We start from the raw sequence: 16,150 nt of genomic DNA, 5'->3' as shown, positions 1-16,150 counted from the left end.
ATTAAGACTCAATTCGATAGTTAGGTGCTTCTTTGGTGATGCTGACATCATGCACGTGGGACTCACGAAGACCCATGGCTGAAATCTGCACAAACTTCGCTTTGCTTTGAAGCTCATCAATATTGCGGGCGCCCACGTAACCCATTCCGGATTTAAGACCACCGATCAACTGATGAATAACGCCGGAAGCAGATCCTTTGTAAGCGACCTTACCTTCGATGCCCTCGGGAACCAGCTTGTCATTTTCTTCGACGTCCATTTGCCCATAACGGTCTTTGGAGCCCTTGGACATCGCCCCCAAACTGCCCATGCCGCGATAGACTTTATAAGTACGACCTTGGAACAAAATCGTTTCGCCTGGGGATTCTTCAGCCCCGGCCAGCAGGTTTCCGATCATCACTGAGTTTGCACCCAGCGCCAGCGCCTTGGTGATATCACCCGAGAATTTAATACCGCCGTCGGCGATGATTGTTTTACCGCGGGAGCGGGCGACTTTTGCACATTCCATCACCGCAGAAATTTGCGGCATCCCGACACCAGCCACCACACGCGTGGTGCAGATGCTGCCCGGACCGACACCGACTTTGACCACTTCCGCACCAGCGTCCAACAGGGCTTTTGTGCCGTCGGCAGTGACCACGTTCCCCGCCACAACGATGACATCTTTGTGTTTCTGAGAAATGTACTTCACCATTTCGATCACGTTTTTAGAGTGACCGTGAGCGGTGTCGACACAAAGAACATCAACATCGGCCGCCACCAGCGCTTCCACGCGGTCACGGGAATCAGGGCCCACGCCCACCGCAGCCCCTACAAACAACCGACCATGTTCGTCTTTGGTGGCTTGAGGGTAATTTTTGGCCTTTTCAATATCCTTGATGGTGATCAGACCTTTTAGTTTTCCTTTGGAATCCACCACCGGCAGTTTTTCAATGCGGTGTTTTTGCAGAATCTTTTTTGCTTCATCCAAAGTGGTTCCCATTTTCGCGGTGACCAGATTTTCTTTGGTCATCAGATTGCGAATCGGCTGATTGAAGTTTTCTTCAAAACGCAGATCGCGATTGGTTAAAATCCCCACCAGTTCGCCATTCACCGTCACCGGAACCCCGCTGATGGAATACTTTTCCATCAAGGCGACAGCTTCCTCCACCAGATGATCCGGCCCCAGAGTGATCGGATCCATGATCATGCCGCTTTCGTATTTTTTTACTTTTTCAACTTCCAGTGCCTGTTTGTCGATATCCAGATTTTTGTGAATGATTCCCAGGCCACCATGCTGAGCCATCACTCGCGCAATGCGGTTTTCCGTCACCGTGTCCATCGCCGCAGAAATGATCGGCGTGTTCAGATATTTGCCACGGGCAAACACAGAGCGAGGCACTACATCAGTCGGGGTGATTTCAGAATACTGGGGAAGAAGAAGAATATCGTCGAACGTCAATGCGTAAGGGACTTCACGATCCATAACAAAGCTCCTAGAGGCAGGTTTTTGTTATTCTGAGCGGAAATCCCTTTGAGTTCAAGCAAAACGAGGATGATTTATCAGTACCAGGTCTTGTACAAAAGATAGTTGTCGGCAGACTTTTCAAGCAGCGCGACTTCTTCATCCGTCAGTGCGCGTTTGACTTTTCCGGGACGTCCCACGACCAGACTGCGTGGCGGAATCTCCGTGCCTTCCGTGATCAGGGTTCCGGCACCGATCAGACAATGCTCGCCCACTTTGCAACCGTCCATAATAATAGATCCCATGCCCACCAGAGTGCCACGGCCGATTTCACAGCCATGCAGCATCACCAAATGTCCAATGGTCACGCGATCATGGAGCGTCGTGCCCCATTTTCCATAGGTTCCGTGAATGACCGTACCATCCTGAACGTTGACCTCTTTGCCAATACGAATCGGCATCACGTCACCACGAATCACCACGTTATACCAGATCGAGGAATTGTCACCAATTTCCACGTTGCTGATGATGCGGGCAGTGTCTGCCACAAAAACTTTTTCACCAATCACCGGAGACATGCCGCGTGCATTCACTAACCTGTTGCTCATAGAACACCTCTGTTCTAGGCTAAAGTTTCGTTTTGAAGGAATCAACCTTTGATTCCGGAAATTCTTTTCGACGCCGCTGTTTCTTTGCGATTGCCGGCCAAGTTTCGTACCGTGGTCTCTTCTTGAGCGCGCACAAGAAAATCTGTAATCCTCTCCTGCTCTTTCATGCCGTCCGAAAACCCGATATCAATCAGCTGGCGACAATAGGTGGGCGTAAACATAAGATAACTCAAAAGCTCCGCCGATTCATCCACCGAACCCGGCCCCCGCAACAGGTAGCGAATGATCCGCGGAAGCTCGTTTCCCTTCTTTTTTGCCAGCTCTGAAAAATCCACCGAAGGGGAAATCCACAGCGTCTCAAGCTCATGCCAGTTCGAACGACGACGTTCTTCACTGGAAAGGCCTTTCAGGCCTTCATTGATCTGCTGAATACGCTGAATGTCGGATTCCAGGCCATCCATCATCACGGCATTCATCAGCACATTGGCGACCCGAGCCACCGTCGGCATCTCTCCGCCACTGGCATGATGATAGCTGTAAAACGTGTCCTGCCGTCGGCGCACCCCGATGGCCAGCAAACGACTGGCCCCCAGATAAATCGCCGGTCCACAAGGGGACTGATTGCGAATACAACCATCACCGTAATAACGATCCTGCACTTTGACCGGAGGAAACAACATCGGGATCGCCGATGAGGCCATGATGTGTTCCACCGAAAGATTCACCTTTTCACTGCGATGCATGCCCCGCTCCCAGGTCTTCAGTTCGGGAATCCCCTGAAAGAAGGTGACGGTGGCGACACTGTCGTAGTCCAGAGCAGACACCGACACCGCCCTCAAAATGCCGGCGTTGATCTTTTTTTGGATTTCACCAAACTGACATTTTCCCAGAATATAGTTATGCAAAGGGTGCGTGGACAAAAGCGAGCGAAGACCGGAATCTTTTTTCCCGCCCCCCAGGGAAAACTCTGTCATCCACTGCAGTCCACCCCGGGACAAGGCCATCAGATCCGCATAGAAAACATTATCACTGTCGATCTTAGACCACAGGTTCACCAGATTTTTACTGCTTTGAACAAATGACGAGGGATTCCCCGCAAGCAAAGCCACGTTGATGGCTCCGGCGCTGACTCCGGAATAAACCTGAAATGGATCATCCAGTTGATGACGGGAACAGATGTGCGCAATCGCCGCAAGCACGCCGGCTTGATAAGCCCCGCGGGCGCCGCCCCCGGAAAGTACAAGACCCAGAGTTGGCATAAACACCCTCCCCGAGTGTCTATGCTAACTTTGACCAATGAAGACGTAAAGAACTCGAGCTAAACTGTCGCCTGACTTTGCTTTTTATCAGATACCACCCAGACCAGGTCGTTCTCACGCAGAGTGAAGCTGGCACGAGGGCCCAAAATTCTTTGGGGGCCACGTTCAATCCCCACAACCATGCCGTGATAGGATTCACGGATGCCGCTTTCGCGAATGGTTTTGTCTTTGAATTTGGAATCGTCAGACACCACAAACGAAGACAATTTGTAATCATCCTGTCTGGTGGTCATTTCAGGTTCTGGCACCTGCGCTGCCTTTTCACCCTCAAGGAATGTGTGGAAACTTTGCAGTTCCTCTTCACTTCCGAAACAAATCAGTTTGTCATGCGGCCACAGAACGAACTCCCCGTCCGGAGCAAAGTAACGTTTGGCACCGCGGAAAACTGCCGCCACCGTCACACCGTAATTTTCCTTAAAGGACAGGTCCCTCAAGGTACGCCCCACCAGCGAACACTCTGATGCGATATCATAGTTCCCCAGGGTTGTTTCCCAAGGCAGGAAGTTTTTTGCCACAGAACTGCTGACCAGTTCCTTACGTTCTTTTTCCGTCAGGTTTTTCTGGAAGTTCTTTTCAATAAACTGATACAGATGACGAACCCATAGCTGACCGGCCAAAGCCGCCACACCCACCACCGCCACAATGACGCCGGAGGCGACTTTGAGCGTTGCAAACTGACTGATTAAAGCGCCCAATAAAATCACAGCCAGCACCAGACGACCGACAAACAGGCCCGCCTGCAAACCGCGCAGTTTCTGCAGCTCTTCCACTTCACGCTGAGCGCGCAGGGAAGGACCACTCATCACAATACCCCAGAAGAAAGGAGCGGATATCGCCAGACACACAAACAGCGAAATACCGCTGGCCCAGGGGCTTTCCTGCAGATATTTCTGAATTTCCGCATTCACCACGGCTTTAAACGCCCCCATGATGGCCACAACCATCACGGTGTTTAAAAGAATCTTCATGCCGTAGGTTTTCATAATCAAAGCACCCGCTTTGTTTTCACCGGCCTGATTAAAAGACGCCTGGTACTGGTCCAGATTGCGCTTAACTCCTTCAGGCAGTTTCGATTCAACCCAGCGATACAACGGATCGGCCACCTTGATCAGATAAGGAGTGGTAAAGGTCGTCACGGCCGACACCGCAATCGCCAGCGGATACAGGAAATCACTGGTGACTTTCAGACTGACACCGAGGGCGGCAATGATGAAAGAGAATTCTCCGATTTGCGCCAGACTCATTCCGGACTGGAAGGACTGTTTGCGCCCCTGACCGGACAAAATCGCCCCCAGGAAGGTGCTGACGAATTTACCAACGATCGTCACCAAAGTGACCAGAATCACCAGATCCCAGCGCTCAATCAGAACTTTCGGATCGATCATCATACCGACAGAGACAAAGAAGATCGCTGCAAACAGATTCTTCACCGGCTGCAGAACGTGCTCCATCTTATGACCTTCCGGTGTTTCCGCCAGAAGCGATCCCATCACGAAAGCGCCCAAAGCTGGAGAGAACCCCACACCGGCGGCAATCATCACCATCATAAAGCACAGACCAATAGAAACCAGCAGCATGGTTTCGTCTTCCAAAAGATGGCGGATCTTGCGCAGGAAGATCGGAATCAGGAAGATCCCGATCACGAACCAAAGTGCGATATAGAACAACAAACGAAGCCCCGAGAACGCCAGTTCGGCGGTCGAGAAAGTGTCAGAGCTTGCAATCGCCGTCAGCAGCACCAGCAGCAAAATTGCCACGATGTCTTCCACAACCAGGATGCCAAAGACAAGTTCAACGAACTTTTTGCCTTTCATCCCCAGTTCCTGGAAAGCACGAACGATGATTGTTGTGGAGGAAATGGAAAGAATACCCCCGAAGAACAGGCTGTCGATATTGTTCCAGCCCAGCAGACGGCCCACCAGATATCCCAGGGCCACCATGAAAACTACTTCGAAGACCGCAGTAAAGCTGGCCGACCCACCGACCTTGAACAATTTCTTAAAGCTGAACTCCAACCCCAGACTGAACAGCAGGAAGATCACACCGATTTCAGACCAAACCTGAATATTGGCCTGATCAGTGACTGTGGGTAAAAAGGGAACGTGAGGACTGACCAGAAATCCTGCAATCAGATATCCCAGAACTTGAGGCTGGCCGAGTTTTTTGAAAAGCAGCGTGGAAAGCGCTGCGATCATAAGAATAAAACCAAGATCCGTAATCAAATGAGGTAGATGATGCATGCCTCATAGTTACAAAAACTAGTTCAAATATCCAGAGCCTTTGTCCATTAGACCAAAATTTTGGATGTTTTGCGCGCCGCCCTCGACTTCCGCATTCATCACGCGGGAACGACCAATGAAGCTCTTTGTCGCAAATAGAGGCACACCCAGATAAAGACACAGCGACATCGCCTCATCGGCGCGCAGCTTAAGTGAATTCATCTGCGCATGACCGCTGATATAAAGACGCAGATATTGATGAGCGCCTTTTATTTCGACAAAAACCGCCTGCTTTATTTCGATTCCCAAAGATTCCAGCATCAACGCCGTGAACTTGTGCGGCGAGGACTCTAAAATCATCTTATTGCTTTGAGACAACGCCACACCGGCATCAATGGCACTGACCGCCACTGGCAGTGTATACTGATGAGCCTCGTCCTTCAAAAGCAAAAACGGACGGGTTGCATCCGTGGTCACTGACAAACCATAAGGGAACAGTTGCACCAGTTCATTCTGATGGAAGGTTTCCTCTTCACGTGATTCATTTGAAAACACGATCTGTGCTTTAAGTGAGTTGAAATTGTGGATGTCTTTCATGATTAAATCATTTCTCCTCTGAACACTGCCGGGAACGCCTTGGTGATTTTCACATCGACCGTTTTACCGATCAAATCCGCGGTTCCCAGGAAGTGCACCAGCTTGTTGCCGGTGCTTCGTCCTTGCATTTTTCCGTGATCACGGTCCACGTTTTCCACCAGGACCTTCATGGTTGTGCCTTCATAACGCTTGACCCGCTCAAAGGCCATTGCCTCATGCACATCAAACAGACGATTCAAACGCTCGTTCTTCACATCTTCCGGCAACTGGTCTTCAAACTTCGCAGCCTTGGTGAAAGGTCGCGGTGAATAGCTGAACGCAAAAATGGTTTCAAAGCCAACCTCCGTCACCATATTCAGCGTGTCCTGGAAGTCCTCTTCAGTCTCACCTGGGAAACCAACGATGATGTCCGTTGAGAAGCAGACATTCGGCAGCCCCTTTTGAATCATCGCAATGCGCTCCAGATATTCTTCACGCGTATAGTTGCGATTCATGCGTTCAAGCACCTTGGTGCTGCCCGCCTGGAACGGCAGATGGATGTATTCCATGATCTTGTCCGAATGTTCCGCCATCACATCCACCAGCTTCTGATTGAAGTCCTTGGGATGAGATGTCGTGTAACGAATGCGTTCGACGTCGGTTTCTTTGGCCACCTTCGCCAGCAAGTCAGCAAAGTCGATACCCTCATCACCCTGATAGGAGTTGACGTTTTGCCCCAGCAAAGTGACTTCCTTCACCCCGCGTTTCACCAGATGTCGGATGTCAGTCAGGATGTGCTGAACCGGGCGCGACTTTTCACGACCGCGAGTGTAAGGCACCACACAGAAGGTGCAGAAATTGTCGCAACCCTTGGTGATATTCACATAAGTGGCCACACCCGGATTACGCACCAAAGTTTCGATGTGATACGGGGAACGATGTTCAAAGCGGGAGTTCACCAGCCTGCGCTCGCCCGCAAAAGATTTTGCCACCAGTTGCGGTAAACTGTCGATCTGATCGGTGCCGAACACAAAGTCGATCATTGGCTGGGTCTTCATCAGGTTTTCTTTTTCCTGCTGCCCCACGCAGCCACCCACGCCGATCTTCAGATCCGGATTTTTACGCTTCATGTACTTGTAAGTGCCGACTTCAGAATAAACCTTATGCACCGGTTTTTCGCGCACACTGCAGGAATTGATAATGATCAAAGATGCTTTCTTTGGATCCGTCACAGGAACAAAGTTCTGCATTTCCAGCAAAGCGTACATGCGCTCGGTATCGTTCACATTCATCTGACAGCCGTAGGTCGAAATATAGACGCCACGACCCATCCCGATATCGGGATTTTTCTCAACACTTTCAAGATTTTGGGTGATGTCGTCCACGAGCTATTACCTCTTGTGTCATTAAAGAAAGTGAGTTATAGAGGAGCGCTTTAAGAATGTCAAAAAAAGCCCGAACCTGATGGAGGCCTTCGTCATGATCCCAAGACTGAAAAGTTCAAAAAAATGGACATCCTTCCCTAAAGAATACTCAGATCAGATCCAGGCTGTTTTTAAAGAAAATTTCGCCCAATACCTGGATAATGCCGAGTTGATTATTGAAGGCCGCATCTATCAGGAAGAAATTGTGCTGCGCGTTGGTTATCTGGAAGAGGGCCGTTTGGCGCAAGCCAATTTCGAAGTGTCCATGAGCTATTCTCAAGAGCAGCAAGACGCCGTTTCCCGTATCCACAACTGCGTGGACGCCGCAGCCAGCATGATGTTGGAGTTCCTGGAAAACGAAGGCGAAGTCGACTTCCCTTACAACTGGAAAGAAGTGCCGTTCCAAGGAAAGAAAGTCTATCTGAAGTTCTCAACTGAAAATTCCAACCTGGAAGCTGAAGCCAATAAACTTCTGGGTCTCAGCGAAGATGAAATGCTTCACGACACCAATGAGGATGAAGACGAAGATGCACTAAGCCGCGCAGAACAAAGCGAAGAGCTTTCTCCTCCACGTGACGATGAAGACTATTCCGAAGAGAACGAATCTGCCGAAGAAGATGAGGAAGGCTCTGAAGACAAGGGTCCAAAAATGTTCGGTGGCAAAGGAAAGAAGCAGCTTCACTAGCTACCCTCTCCCTTCTGGGGGATAAATTCTCACTTTGAGGCATCCCCCTTTATTAAAGTTTTTCCAGAAAAATCAGACAGATATCCAAAAAAGGCGAGCTTCTTCCGATAAGTAGTTCATGAAAACTCGCAAATACGGAACGTCGCTTGTTGGTATTTTAACGGCCTCTTTGATGCTGGCTGCTTCCGCATCAGCAACACCCAATTCCCTCACGTATCAGGGAAGAATTCTCAAAAACGACGGCACTCCGCTGGAATACAGCAACGTCAGCTTTCAATTTGAAATCACCAGCCCCAACGGCCAGTGCATCATTTATCGCGAGCAAGTGGATCACATTGATCTGACAAACTCTGGTGGCGTGTTCGATGTGCCTATCGGAACCGGCTCACAAAGCCATCCGACAGCGGGCACATTCACATTGCTTGATTCATTTAAAAATTCCGGCAGCCTTTCCTGTGATGGTGGCGCCACTTACAATCCGGCCGCCAACGATCAACGCCGCCTGCGCGTCAGATTCCATGATGGGACAGGCTGGAAGACGATCTCTCCGGACAATGAAATCCGTTCTGTTCCTTATGCCGCTTATTCCTTGTCCGCGCAAAAGCTGGGCTCCTATCAGTCCACGGACTTTGTTTTGAAAAACACCGTCACGGCCTGCCCGGCAAATAACTTCCTGACCTTCGACGGCACCAGCTTTTCTTGTGCACCGGTAACCGGCGCAGCCGGAGGCACAGTGACGGACGTCACTTCCGCCAACAACTATCTGACTGTCGCTACTGGCAATTCCACACCAGTCCTGACTGTCAACGTCGGCACAACCGCCAACACCGTGGCTGCCGGCAATGATACGCGCTTCACAGATGCGCGCACGCCGTCAGGAAATGCGACTGGTGACCTGAGTGGCACCTACCCTAATCCCTCGGTCGCAAAAATCCAGGGCGTGGCTGTTTCAAACTCAGCCCCGACCTCCGGGCACTTCATGAAGTTTTCCGGCACCGAGTGGAGCAGTTCCGCAATAGCCATTGCCGATGTGACGAATCTGACCAGCTCCCTCAGCGGACTGCTGTCGACGGCAAGCTTTAACACCGCCGTTGGCAGCGCCAACTGTGCAGCCTATGAAACTGCGTACTGGAGTTCCGTCGCCGGAAAATTCCTTTGTCAGGCGATCAATGTGTCTGTTGCAGGTGATGTCAGCGGCTCGATCGGTGCCGTCAGCGTTGATAAAATCAAAGGCGTCAGTGTCGATGCCACAGCTCCAACATCAGGACAGGTCCTTAAATATGACGGCACCAAATGGGCGCCCGCGACAGAGTCCTGGGTGCAAAATGCCGGAGGCAGCCCCTCCATTCAAACAGGTCTGGACACAGCCAAACCTGCAAGTCCCGCTGCCGGTGCTATCTACTTTGCCACCGATAGCAAAGTCATTTATCAGTACAATTCCGGCGCCTGGGTTAGCATCGCCTCTATTAATGCCAGCACAAGCCCCTCAGGATCTGCAGGTGGAGATCTGACCGGCACTTATCCCAACCCCACGATCGACAAACTGAACGGAGTGGCTTTAAGTCTTGCCTCCCCGGCCTCGGGCCACGTGATCAAACACAACGGCACAAACTGGGTGAACGCAGCGATCACAGCCGTTGATCTTCCGACAATCCCCGTGAACAAGGGCGGCACGGGTCAGACCAGTTTTGTGAATGGTGAACTGTTGATTGGTAACTCCACCGGAAATACACTGACCAAAGCCACTTTGACGGCGGGCTCAGGTATTTCCATCACCAATGGCACAGGCAGTATTTCCATCGCCACAACCGGCGCTCCTCCAACAGGCACCGCCGGAGGCGATCTTTCCGGGACTTATCCAAATCCGACTGTTGCAAAACTTCAGAGTTATGAAGTTTCCACAACCGCACCGACCGCGAATGCTTACTTAAAATGGGACAACGGCACCAGCAAATGGACTCCGGGTTTTGTGAAACTAAGTGAGCTGCAAAACCTGACCGGCGGAAGCGCATTCAATGCGGCTGGTTGCACTGCTGCGCAGACTTTGAATTGGAGCTCAATCACAGATAAATTTGAATGTCAGAACATCTCTATCGCCAACACACAGGTCACAGGCCTTGGCACTGCTTCAACAAAAGCGGCCGGAACTGCGGCGGGTGAAGTTCTGCTTTTGGATGGAAGTGGAAAACTGCCAGCGAGCGCCCTGCCTTCCACTTTGGGACAATGGCAGGTTTCGGGGACAAAATTGTATTACGATGATGGCGTTATCGTCGCTGGCGGAGCCGGCACCACCTACACCGGCACAGAGCATCCTTTCATTGTAAAGGGAGACCCTGGCGTTTTTGCGCGATTCTTACTGGATCGTGGTGGCAACATGACAACCATGTACACCAATGGCGTCAGCTTCAACATGGGCAAATGCACCAACACGACCTGCACAAGCACCAATGACTTTCTAGCTATGGACTTTGCGACCAACCGAACGGATCTGGGCACAGGAGGCTCTAGCAACGAGCTGAGTATTACCAATGGTGGGTATGTCGGCATTGGCACCAATTCCCCCTCCTACAGACTTGATGTCCAAACTTCAGATGCGTTCCAGCAGCGCCTGTTCCATGCTTCAGACGCCGATTATAATGGGGCCGCACTGATGTTGACACGAACCCGCGGTACTATAGCATCTGGTACCGCAGTCAATTCTGGAAACACCATCGGTGGTCTGTATTTCCGTGCCCACGATGGATCCGGCACCGGAACCACCAACGCCGCCATCGAAGTCAGCGCTTCGGAAACACAAAGCACCACCAATCGCGGCAGCAAAATGATTTTTGAAACCACCACAACCGGATCTGCCACACGCACAGAGAAAATGCGCATCGATGGCAGCGGCAAAGTGGGCATCGGCACCACATCACCCAGCTATCAACTGCAAGTCAATGCCGCCGGAGATTCCATTGTCGGAACGTTTGGTGCCGACACCAGCCAAAGCGGTTTTGTCATGGGGAACAGTCTGACAAATCGCTGGACTATCGTGCAAGATGTTGCAGGCAATAACAGATCTCTGAACTTCTGGCATGACCATACCGGCGTGGGTGGTAGCTCAGGGCATGTGATGGCGATGCACACCACGGGTAACGTTTCCATCGGCGATTTCAATACAGATTCAAACCGTCTGAATGTCACAGGGCCTGCAACTGCTTCTGCTGTCCGCATTTCAAATGGCAGCTACGCAGGATACCTGACGGTCCCAACCAGCTCTCCGGGGCTGATTCTTTCCGGAGGCACAAAGTATACAGGCTCCGCCTGGGTCGCTGAAAGCACCACCGCTGCGGCATTGGCCGTCGGTCCAAATGGGGTTGTGTTTTATGGAGCCAACGGACTAACTCCGGGAAGCCCCAACACCAACACCCTGCGCATGATTGTCGGGCAGAACGGACAAGTCTCTATCGGTGCTTCGGGCACAGCCTTTCAAAGCGGTTTACTGACTATAGGTGATTATGGCCACGACCAAGGCATCTTCACATTGCGCAGATCCGCCGCCAGCGCCAACCTGGATGTGTACGTTCCGTACGAAGGCTCTGATAGCGGAAAATACTTCGGTTATGGCTATCAGGCCAGCACCGGCATGTTCCGTTTCTGGGACAGCACCGCTGGGCAACGCATGAACTTCACGAACTCTTCCGGAAACATGTGGATCGCCGGAACTTATTCTAACGGTTCCGACCGACGTTTCAAGACTGACATTGAAGTCATCCCGGATGCGTTGAAAAAAGTGCTGCAGGTGCAGGGCGTGACCTACCACTGGAAGCCGGGCGTGAATCCAGATCCAAGTCAGCAAATCGGGGTGATCGCACAGGAAGTAGAAACAGTGTTCCCTCAAGCCGTGAAAACGGATGCAGATGGTTACAAGTCCGTTACTTACGGAAACCTGGTGGCGCCGTTATTCAATGCCTTAAAAGAATTCTACGAGCTTTGGAGCAAAGATTCACAAATCACCAAGAGAGAAATCGCCTCCCTGAAAGAGGAGGTTCAAACTTTGAAGCAACAAAATGAGCAGTTCAAAAAATATGTCTGCGAAAAAGAACCACAAAATCCTATCTGCAAATAGACAACATTGGCCGCGGAATTTTTATTCAGCGGCTTTTTTTAGTTAGCTCTCTTGTGGCTTGTCGAGATAATGAAAGAGCATGTTTGAAGGACTCAGGATGCTGCAACTACTTCTAATACTGACACTCGCCTGTTCCGGGAATTTCGCCCACGCCACGACTATTGTCATCAATGGTGAAGATGACTGGGCACCCTACTCCTCGGCTTCCGCCGACTATAAAGATGTCGTGGGCCTGGCGCCGGAAATCGTGAAAGCCGCCTTCAAAAGTCAGGGGATCACAGTGATCACCCGCCCTGTTCCTTTTGCCCGCTGTATTTATGAAGTTGAAAAAGGGAAATCCCTGGGTTGCTTTGACACCATCATCAACCAGGACACCAAAGACAAATACATCTTTCACAAGACACCGATGTTTGAAGCGGAAATGGTCGTCTATGGCCGTATCCGCGACGGTCGGCAAAACGTCACTTTGAAGGATATGGAAAACAAAGTGGTTGGCACCACCAACGGCTACACCTACCCGACGGAGTTTTTGCAGAACAAAAAAATTCTGCATTCACAAAGTCCCACGGAAAAATCCCAACTGGAAAAACTGGCCAGCAATCGCATTGACTACGCCGTCGTATGGGGCCTGACCGGAGAATACCTTCTAAAAAACCATCCCGAACTGGCCAAGAAAATTCAGCCGGTGGGTCGTCTTTCCAAAGATGGACTGTATTTGAATTTCTCAAAAAGTCACAAGGATGGAGCGCACTACGCCCATGTTTTTGAAAAAGGTCTGCAGGCCATCCGGGCTGACGGAACCTATGACCGAATCATGAATCGCTTCAACAGCCTGCAGGCCCTGAACCCCTGAAACGAAAAATGCCCGTGCCTTAATTCAGACACGGGCGCCCCTCGAACAGAGAATATTGTAAATCTAAGGATTAAAGTTCGCGAACGCGAGCTTCAATTTCTGGAACTTCATTCAGGTGATTTTTCGCCTGGATGATGATTTCGACAGCATCTTTCTGAAGCAAACGGCCGGCAGCCATTTTTTCACAGATCAGAGCTTCCAATTTGTCAGTGATTTCGTAAACAGACTCATGCTGTGGCCACAGATTTTTAGAATCATTGCTGCCACCTGCACAAAGCGGGATGTAGTGATCAATCTTGAACGCCAGACGCTTCATGGAACGCGTTCTGTAGCCGATCTGATCGTACTTCTGGAAGATAGCCGCCTTCTGAGAAGAAGACACATCGCGCTCACAGTATTTGATTTTTTCAGGGTAACGGTATTCAGACGGACGGTTGCAAAGAGCACCCGGAGTCAGAGTGGCATCCGGTCCCTTTGGGAAGGCTTCATAAGCCTGGGACATGGAAACAGAGAACAAAACAACAACAAAGAGAACTGCGCTCTTCAACATATTCGCTCCAAATAGACTGCCCTTTACGGTGGCAGGTAGAAACGTCGGACCCTATCTCCGACTTATATTTGTGTAACCGCGGTTAGTAGTAACGGCGAGATTTCCTCTTTGCAATAAAAAACTAAGGACCCTAACGCACCCAGCCTATGTCCCCAAACAAAAAAAAAGACCCACCACAAGGGCAGGTCTTAAAAAATTAGATCTAATAAAAAGCGTCCAGCCAAAGGCGCCGACATTTAATCTCCCCAAAATGACCAACTTCAAGGCCGGTCAAAAAGGTTCAAGCGCAAGGCGGAGGGTTTTACCCGCAACGCAGGCGTGCTCCAAGCACGTCGGAGTGAAGGGTAAGGCCCGACAACGCAGTCGATTGGGCCTTTTTCACCGGCCGACTAGTACTCGTCGTCTTCTACTCCAGAGCCGGATCCTTCTCCCATTCCACGAACTTCTTCGATGAATGCGCTGTTATCCTCTTCAAAGTCATTGTCGCTCGCTGATTCGTCGATTTCCAGCTCTTGGATGGCTGCCAGGAAGTCTTTTTCAGTGCGCAAATCACGGCGGATCATTTCCAGGAATTTGTCCGGATAACGAGAGGTTAGCTCTTCCACATAACGCTCAAGTTTACCATCCTGAAGGATCTTCTTACGAACTTGGATTTTCTTCCAGAACATCAGGTAGTGGTAACGGCAGTAAGCATCCACGGCAGCGATCTGGTCGCAATCACGGGCACGGCAGTAACGGCGGCCTTCGGCATCCGTCAGAACCACTTCTTCGTCAGACTTGGCTTTTTCCTCGGCAACCCACTCTTCATCAACCTCGATCTCCTCTTCGGATTCCTCGACGGCTTTGAGTTCTTCCTCGTACTCGCCAATTTCATCGCCCATCAGATCGTCATCGGCGATAAAATCGTCTTCCAGCTCGTTTTCGTCCTTTTCCTTCTTCGCTTTGCCTTTTTTAGGGGCTTTTGCCTCTTTTTTAGGCGCAGCTTTTTCAGGAGCAGGTTGCGGGGCTGCCTTTTTTTCGGCTTTTTTGGCCGCTTCGACCTTGGTTTCTTTAACCTCTTTGGTCTCTTTAGCTGCTTTAACCGGGGCTTTAGCCGGTTTTACTTCCGGCTTTTTCTTCGCCTCAGGCTTTTTAGCCGCCTTAACAGGGGCTTTGTCGGCCTTTTTCTTTACAACAGCCTTCGGAGCCGGCTTTTTTGGAGCTGGCTTTGCGGCTTTTGCGGGCGCTTTCTTAGCTGGTTTTGCAGCGGCTTTGGCCGCGGGCTTCTTTTTAACGATTTTTGCCATAGTTCTACCTGGTAGTGCTTTAGATGATCATTTCATCTGTCAGACATTTGAGAAAAGCTGTCAACTCATTTCACTGAAATAGTGCCATCTTGACTGCGCACAAAAATGCTTCCTCTAGGTGCGTCGCCACGCAGGCGGCCTCGCACGCTTTTCTCTGCACTGAGTTTCGTCACACGAAGTTCGGAAGGAACAACAATTTCACCTTCCACCGTCATCAAGTTCAAAGAAGCGCCCGAACCCGGGGGCGTCTGAATGCTGACTTTGCCAGACTTGGATTTCACGTCCACTTCAGAGTCCAGAGTCATGCCGATGGTGATTGCGGCATCCTGATTCTGACCCTCAATGCGGCCCTGGAAGCCCTGAATATTCAGGCTGCCTTTACCACTTTCAAACTGAATGGTCCCGTTGCTTTGGTTGACCTTCGCTGTCGACTGTTGCGCCGACACAGTCAGGAATCCCCGCACTTTTTCGATGTTCATCTGACCCGAGAAAAGGGACGCTTCAACATCCCCCTGGATGTTTTTCAAAGTCATACTGCCAGAATAGGAGTCTGCCTCCACCTTGCCCAGATGATCGGACACAGACACGTCGCCTTTTTGCACGTAGACCTGCAAAGTCCCCGCCCCATTAAGTGCCGCAACGCGGCCTTGAGTCAGACTCACTTTAAGGTCTTTATTCCACTTCTGCGCCACGACGGAGCCACCACGCAACTGAACTTCTGTGGGTACTGCTGGCCCGGTGATTTCGATTTTTTTCAGTTGTGTATTCGCTTTTGGCAAGATGTTCAGCCAGGTTCTTTTCCCGCTGTATTCATTCATGCGCACTTCGATGATATTATTTTTCTTTTCGACGATGAAAACGCCTTCGGCGCCGGACTGCTCCACTCCGGAAACCCGCAACGCGGCACCAGGCTGCGCCACCATCTGAACCTGAGCCTCAAGTCCTTTGAGGACCAGACGATCCCCTTCAGAAACCGGCACGTCGAAAGTCGCCGCCATCACTGGCTGAAAAACGAGGTGGGCAAGAATGAAACTAATCGCTGACATGCGTTGACTCCCCTGCCCCATCCCGGGGGCTA

General features: G+C 50.8%; 12 protein-coding genes and 1 riboswitch. Of the genes, 3 read left to right on the top strand and 9 right to left on the bottom strand.

All coding sequences use genetic code 11. The features are described from left to right. Position 1: 1 nt before the first annotated feature. The 6 genes from guaB to miaB all read right to left on the bottom strand — a co-directional run bounded on the left by guaB (position 2) and on the right by miaB (position 7,551). Positions 2–1,465 carry an IMP dehydrogenase gene (gene guaB, locus B9G79_RS08730; protein ID WP_088565178.1) on the bottom strand — a complete coding sequence of 488 codons (1,464 nt, stop codon included), beginning with the start codon at positions 1,463–1,465 and terminating at the stop codon, positions 2–4. A 77-nt stretch (positions 1,466–1,542) separates the two neighbouring features. Further along, positions 1,543–2,052, bottom strand: coding sequence for a gamma carbonic anhydrase family protein (locus B9G79_RS08725; RefSeq protein ID WP_088565177.1), 510 nt, complete (start codon positions 2,050–2,052; stop codon positions 1,543–1,545). Between the two features lie 41 nt (positions 2,053–2,093). Then, positions 2,094–3,311, bottom strand: a complete 1,218-nt coding sequence (locus B9G79_RS08720) for a patatin-like phospholipase family protein (RefSeq protein WP_232469292.1) — start codon at positions 3,309–3,311, stop codon at positions 2,094–2,096. Between the two features lie 59 nt (positions 3,312–3,370). After that, positions 3,371–5,611: a cation:proton antiporter gene (locus B9G79_RS08715; RefSeq protein ID WP_088565176.1), complete on the bottom strand. Its 2,241-nt coding sequence runs from the start codon at positions 5,609–5,611 to the stop codon at positions 3,371–3,373. An 18-nt stretch (positions 5,612–5,629) separates the two neighbouring features. After that, positions 5,630–6,187, bottom strand: a complete 558-nt coding sequence (locus B9G79_RS08710; RefSeq protein WP_088565175.1) for a bifunctional nuclease family protein — start codon at positions 6,185–6,187, stop codon at positions 5,630–5,632. Positions 6,188–6,189: 2 nt separating this feature from the next. Continuing rightward, positions 6,190–7,551 (bottom strand): tRNA (N6-isopentenyl adenosine(37)-C2)-methylthiotransferase MiaB, encoded by a 1,362-nt coding sequence (gene miaB, locus B9G79_RS08705; RefSeq protein WP_088565174.1) that lies wholly within the window; start codon positions 7,549–7,551, stop codon positions 6,190–6,192. Positions 7,552–7,645: 94 nt separating this feature from the next. On the opposite strand from miaB, the gene B9G79_RS08700 reads away from it, so the two are divergent. The 3 genes from B9G79_RS08700 to B9G79_RS08690 all read left to right on the top strand — a co-directional run bounded on the left by B9G79_RS08700 (position 7,646) and on the right by B9G79_RS08690 (position 13,236). Then, the gene (locus B9G79_RS08700; RefSeq protein WP_232469291.1) at positions 7,646–8,275 is read left to right on the top strand and encodes a hypothetical protein; all 630 of its coding nucleotides are present in this window, start codon (positions 7,646–7,648) and stop codon (positions 8,273–8,275) included. Positions 8,276–8,393: 118 nt separating this feature from the next. After that, positions 8,394–12,383, top strand: coding sequence for a tail fiber domain-containing protein (locus B9G79_RS08695; protein WP_232469290.1), 3,990 nt, complete (start codon positions 8,394–8,396; stop codon positions 12,381–12,383). Positions 12,384–12,480: 97 nt separating this feature from the next. After that, positions 12,481–13,236, top strand: a complete 756-nt coding sequence (locus B9G79_RS08690; RefSeq protein WP_088565172.1) for a substrate-binding periplasmic protein — start codon at positions 12,481–12,483, stop codon at positions 13,234–13,236. A gap of 70 nt (positions 13,237–13,306) precedes the next feature. Here B9G79_RS08690 and B9G79_RS08685 read toward each other — a convergent pair whose 3' ends face one another. From B9G79_RS08685 to B9G79_RS08675, 3 genes are all read right to left on the bottom strand, one after another. Then, positions 13,307–13,786: a hypothetical protein gene (locus B9G79_RS08685; protein WP_088565171.1), complete on the bottom strand. Its 480-nt coding sequence runs from the start codon at positions 13,784–13,786 to the stop codon at positions 13,307–13,309. Further along, positions 13,779–13,876: riboswitch (purine riboswitch) on the bottom strand. Its footprint overlaps the gene before it by 8 nt. 299 nt (positions 13,877–14,175) lie before the next feature. Continuing rightward, on the bottom strand, positions 14,176–15,072 hold the full coding sequence (locus B9G79_RS08680; protein WP_088565170.1) for a hypothetical protein: 897 nt from the start codon (positions 15,070–15,072) through the stop codon (positions 14,176–14,178). A gap of 65 nt (positions 15,073–15,137) precedes the next feature. After that, on the bottom strand, positions 15,138–16,118 hold the full coding sequence (locus B9G79_RS08675; RefSeq protein ID WP_232469289.1) for a DUF4097 domain-containing protein: 981 nt from the start codon (positions 16,116–16,118) through the stop codon (positions 15,138–15,140). Positions 16,119–16,150 lie beyond the last annotated feature (32 nt).

Origin of the sequence: Bdellovibrio bacteriovorus, assembly GCF_002208115.1 — a bacterium.
GTDB classification, from domain to species: Bacteria; Bdellovibrionota; Bdellovibrionia; order Bdellovibrionales; family Bdellovibrionaceae; genus Bdellovibrio; species Bdellovibrio bacteriovorus_C.
The sequence above is the reverse complement of the archived record's forward strand: the minus strand, read 5'-3'. Positions and strand labels throughout refer to the sequence as shown.

What these genes read in the sequence shown, in the direction of transcription:
- B9G79_RS08675 (WP_232469289.1), bottom strand. Translation starts at nt 16,118, where the DNA reads ATGTCAGCGATTAGTTTCATTCTTGCCCACCTCGTTTTTCAGCCAGTG.
- B9G79_RS08700 (WP_232469291.1), top strand. Translation starts at nt 7,646, where the DNA reads ATGATCCCAAGACTGAAAAGTTCAAAAAAATGGACATCCTTCCCTAAA.
- B9G79_RS08680 (WP_088565170.1), bottom strand. Translation starts at nt 15,072, where the DNA reads ATGGCAAAAATCGTTAAAAAGAAGCCCGCGGCCAAAGCCGCTGCAAAA.
- guaB (WP_088565178.1), bottom strand. Translation starts at nt 1,465, where the DNA reads ATGGATCGTGAAGTCCCTTACGCATTGACGTTCGACGATATTCTTCTT.
- B9G79_RS08725 (WP_088565177.1), bottom strand. Translation starts at nt 2,052, where the DNA reads ATGAGCAACAGGTTAGTGAATGCACGCGGCATGTCTCCGGTGATTGGT.
- B9G79_RS08720 (WP_232469292.1), bottom strand. Translation starts at nt 3,311, where the DNA reads ATGCCAACTCTGGGTCTTGTACTTTCCGGGGGCGGCGCCCGCGGGGCT.
- B9G79_RS08715 (WP_088565176.1), bottom strand. Translation starts at nt 5,611, where the DNA reads ATGCATCATCTACCTCATTTGATTACGGATCTTGGTTTTATTCTTATG.
- B9G79_RS08695 (WP_232469290.1), top strand. Translation starts at nt 8,394, where the DNA reads ATGAAAACTCGCAAATACGGAACGTCGCTTGTTGGTATTTTAACGGCC.
- B9G79_RS08690 (WP_088565172.1), top strand. Translation starts at nt 12,481, where the DNA reads ATGCTGCAACTACTTCTAATACTGACACTCGCCTGTTCCGGGAATTTC.
- B9G79_RS08685 (WP_088565171.1), bottom strand. Translation starts at nt 13,786, where the DNA reads ATGTTGAAGAGCGCAGTTCTCTTTGTTGTTGTTTTGTTCTCTGTTTCC.
- B9G79_RS08710 (WP_088565175.1), bottom strand. Translation starts at nt 6,187, where the DNA reads ATGAAAGACATCCACAATTTCAACTCACTTAAAGCACAGATCGTGTTT.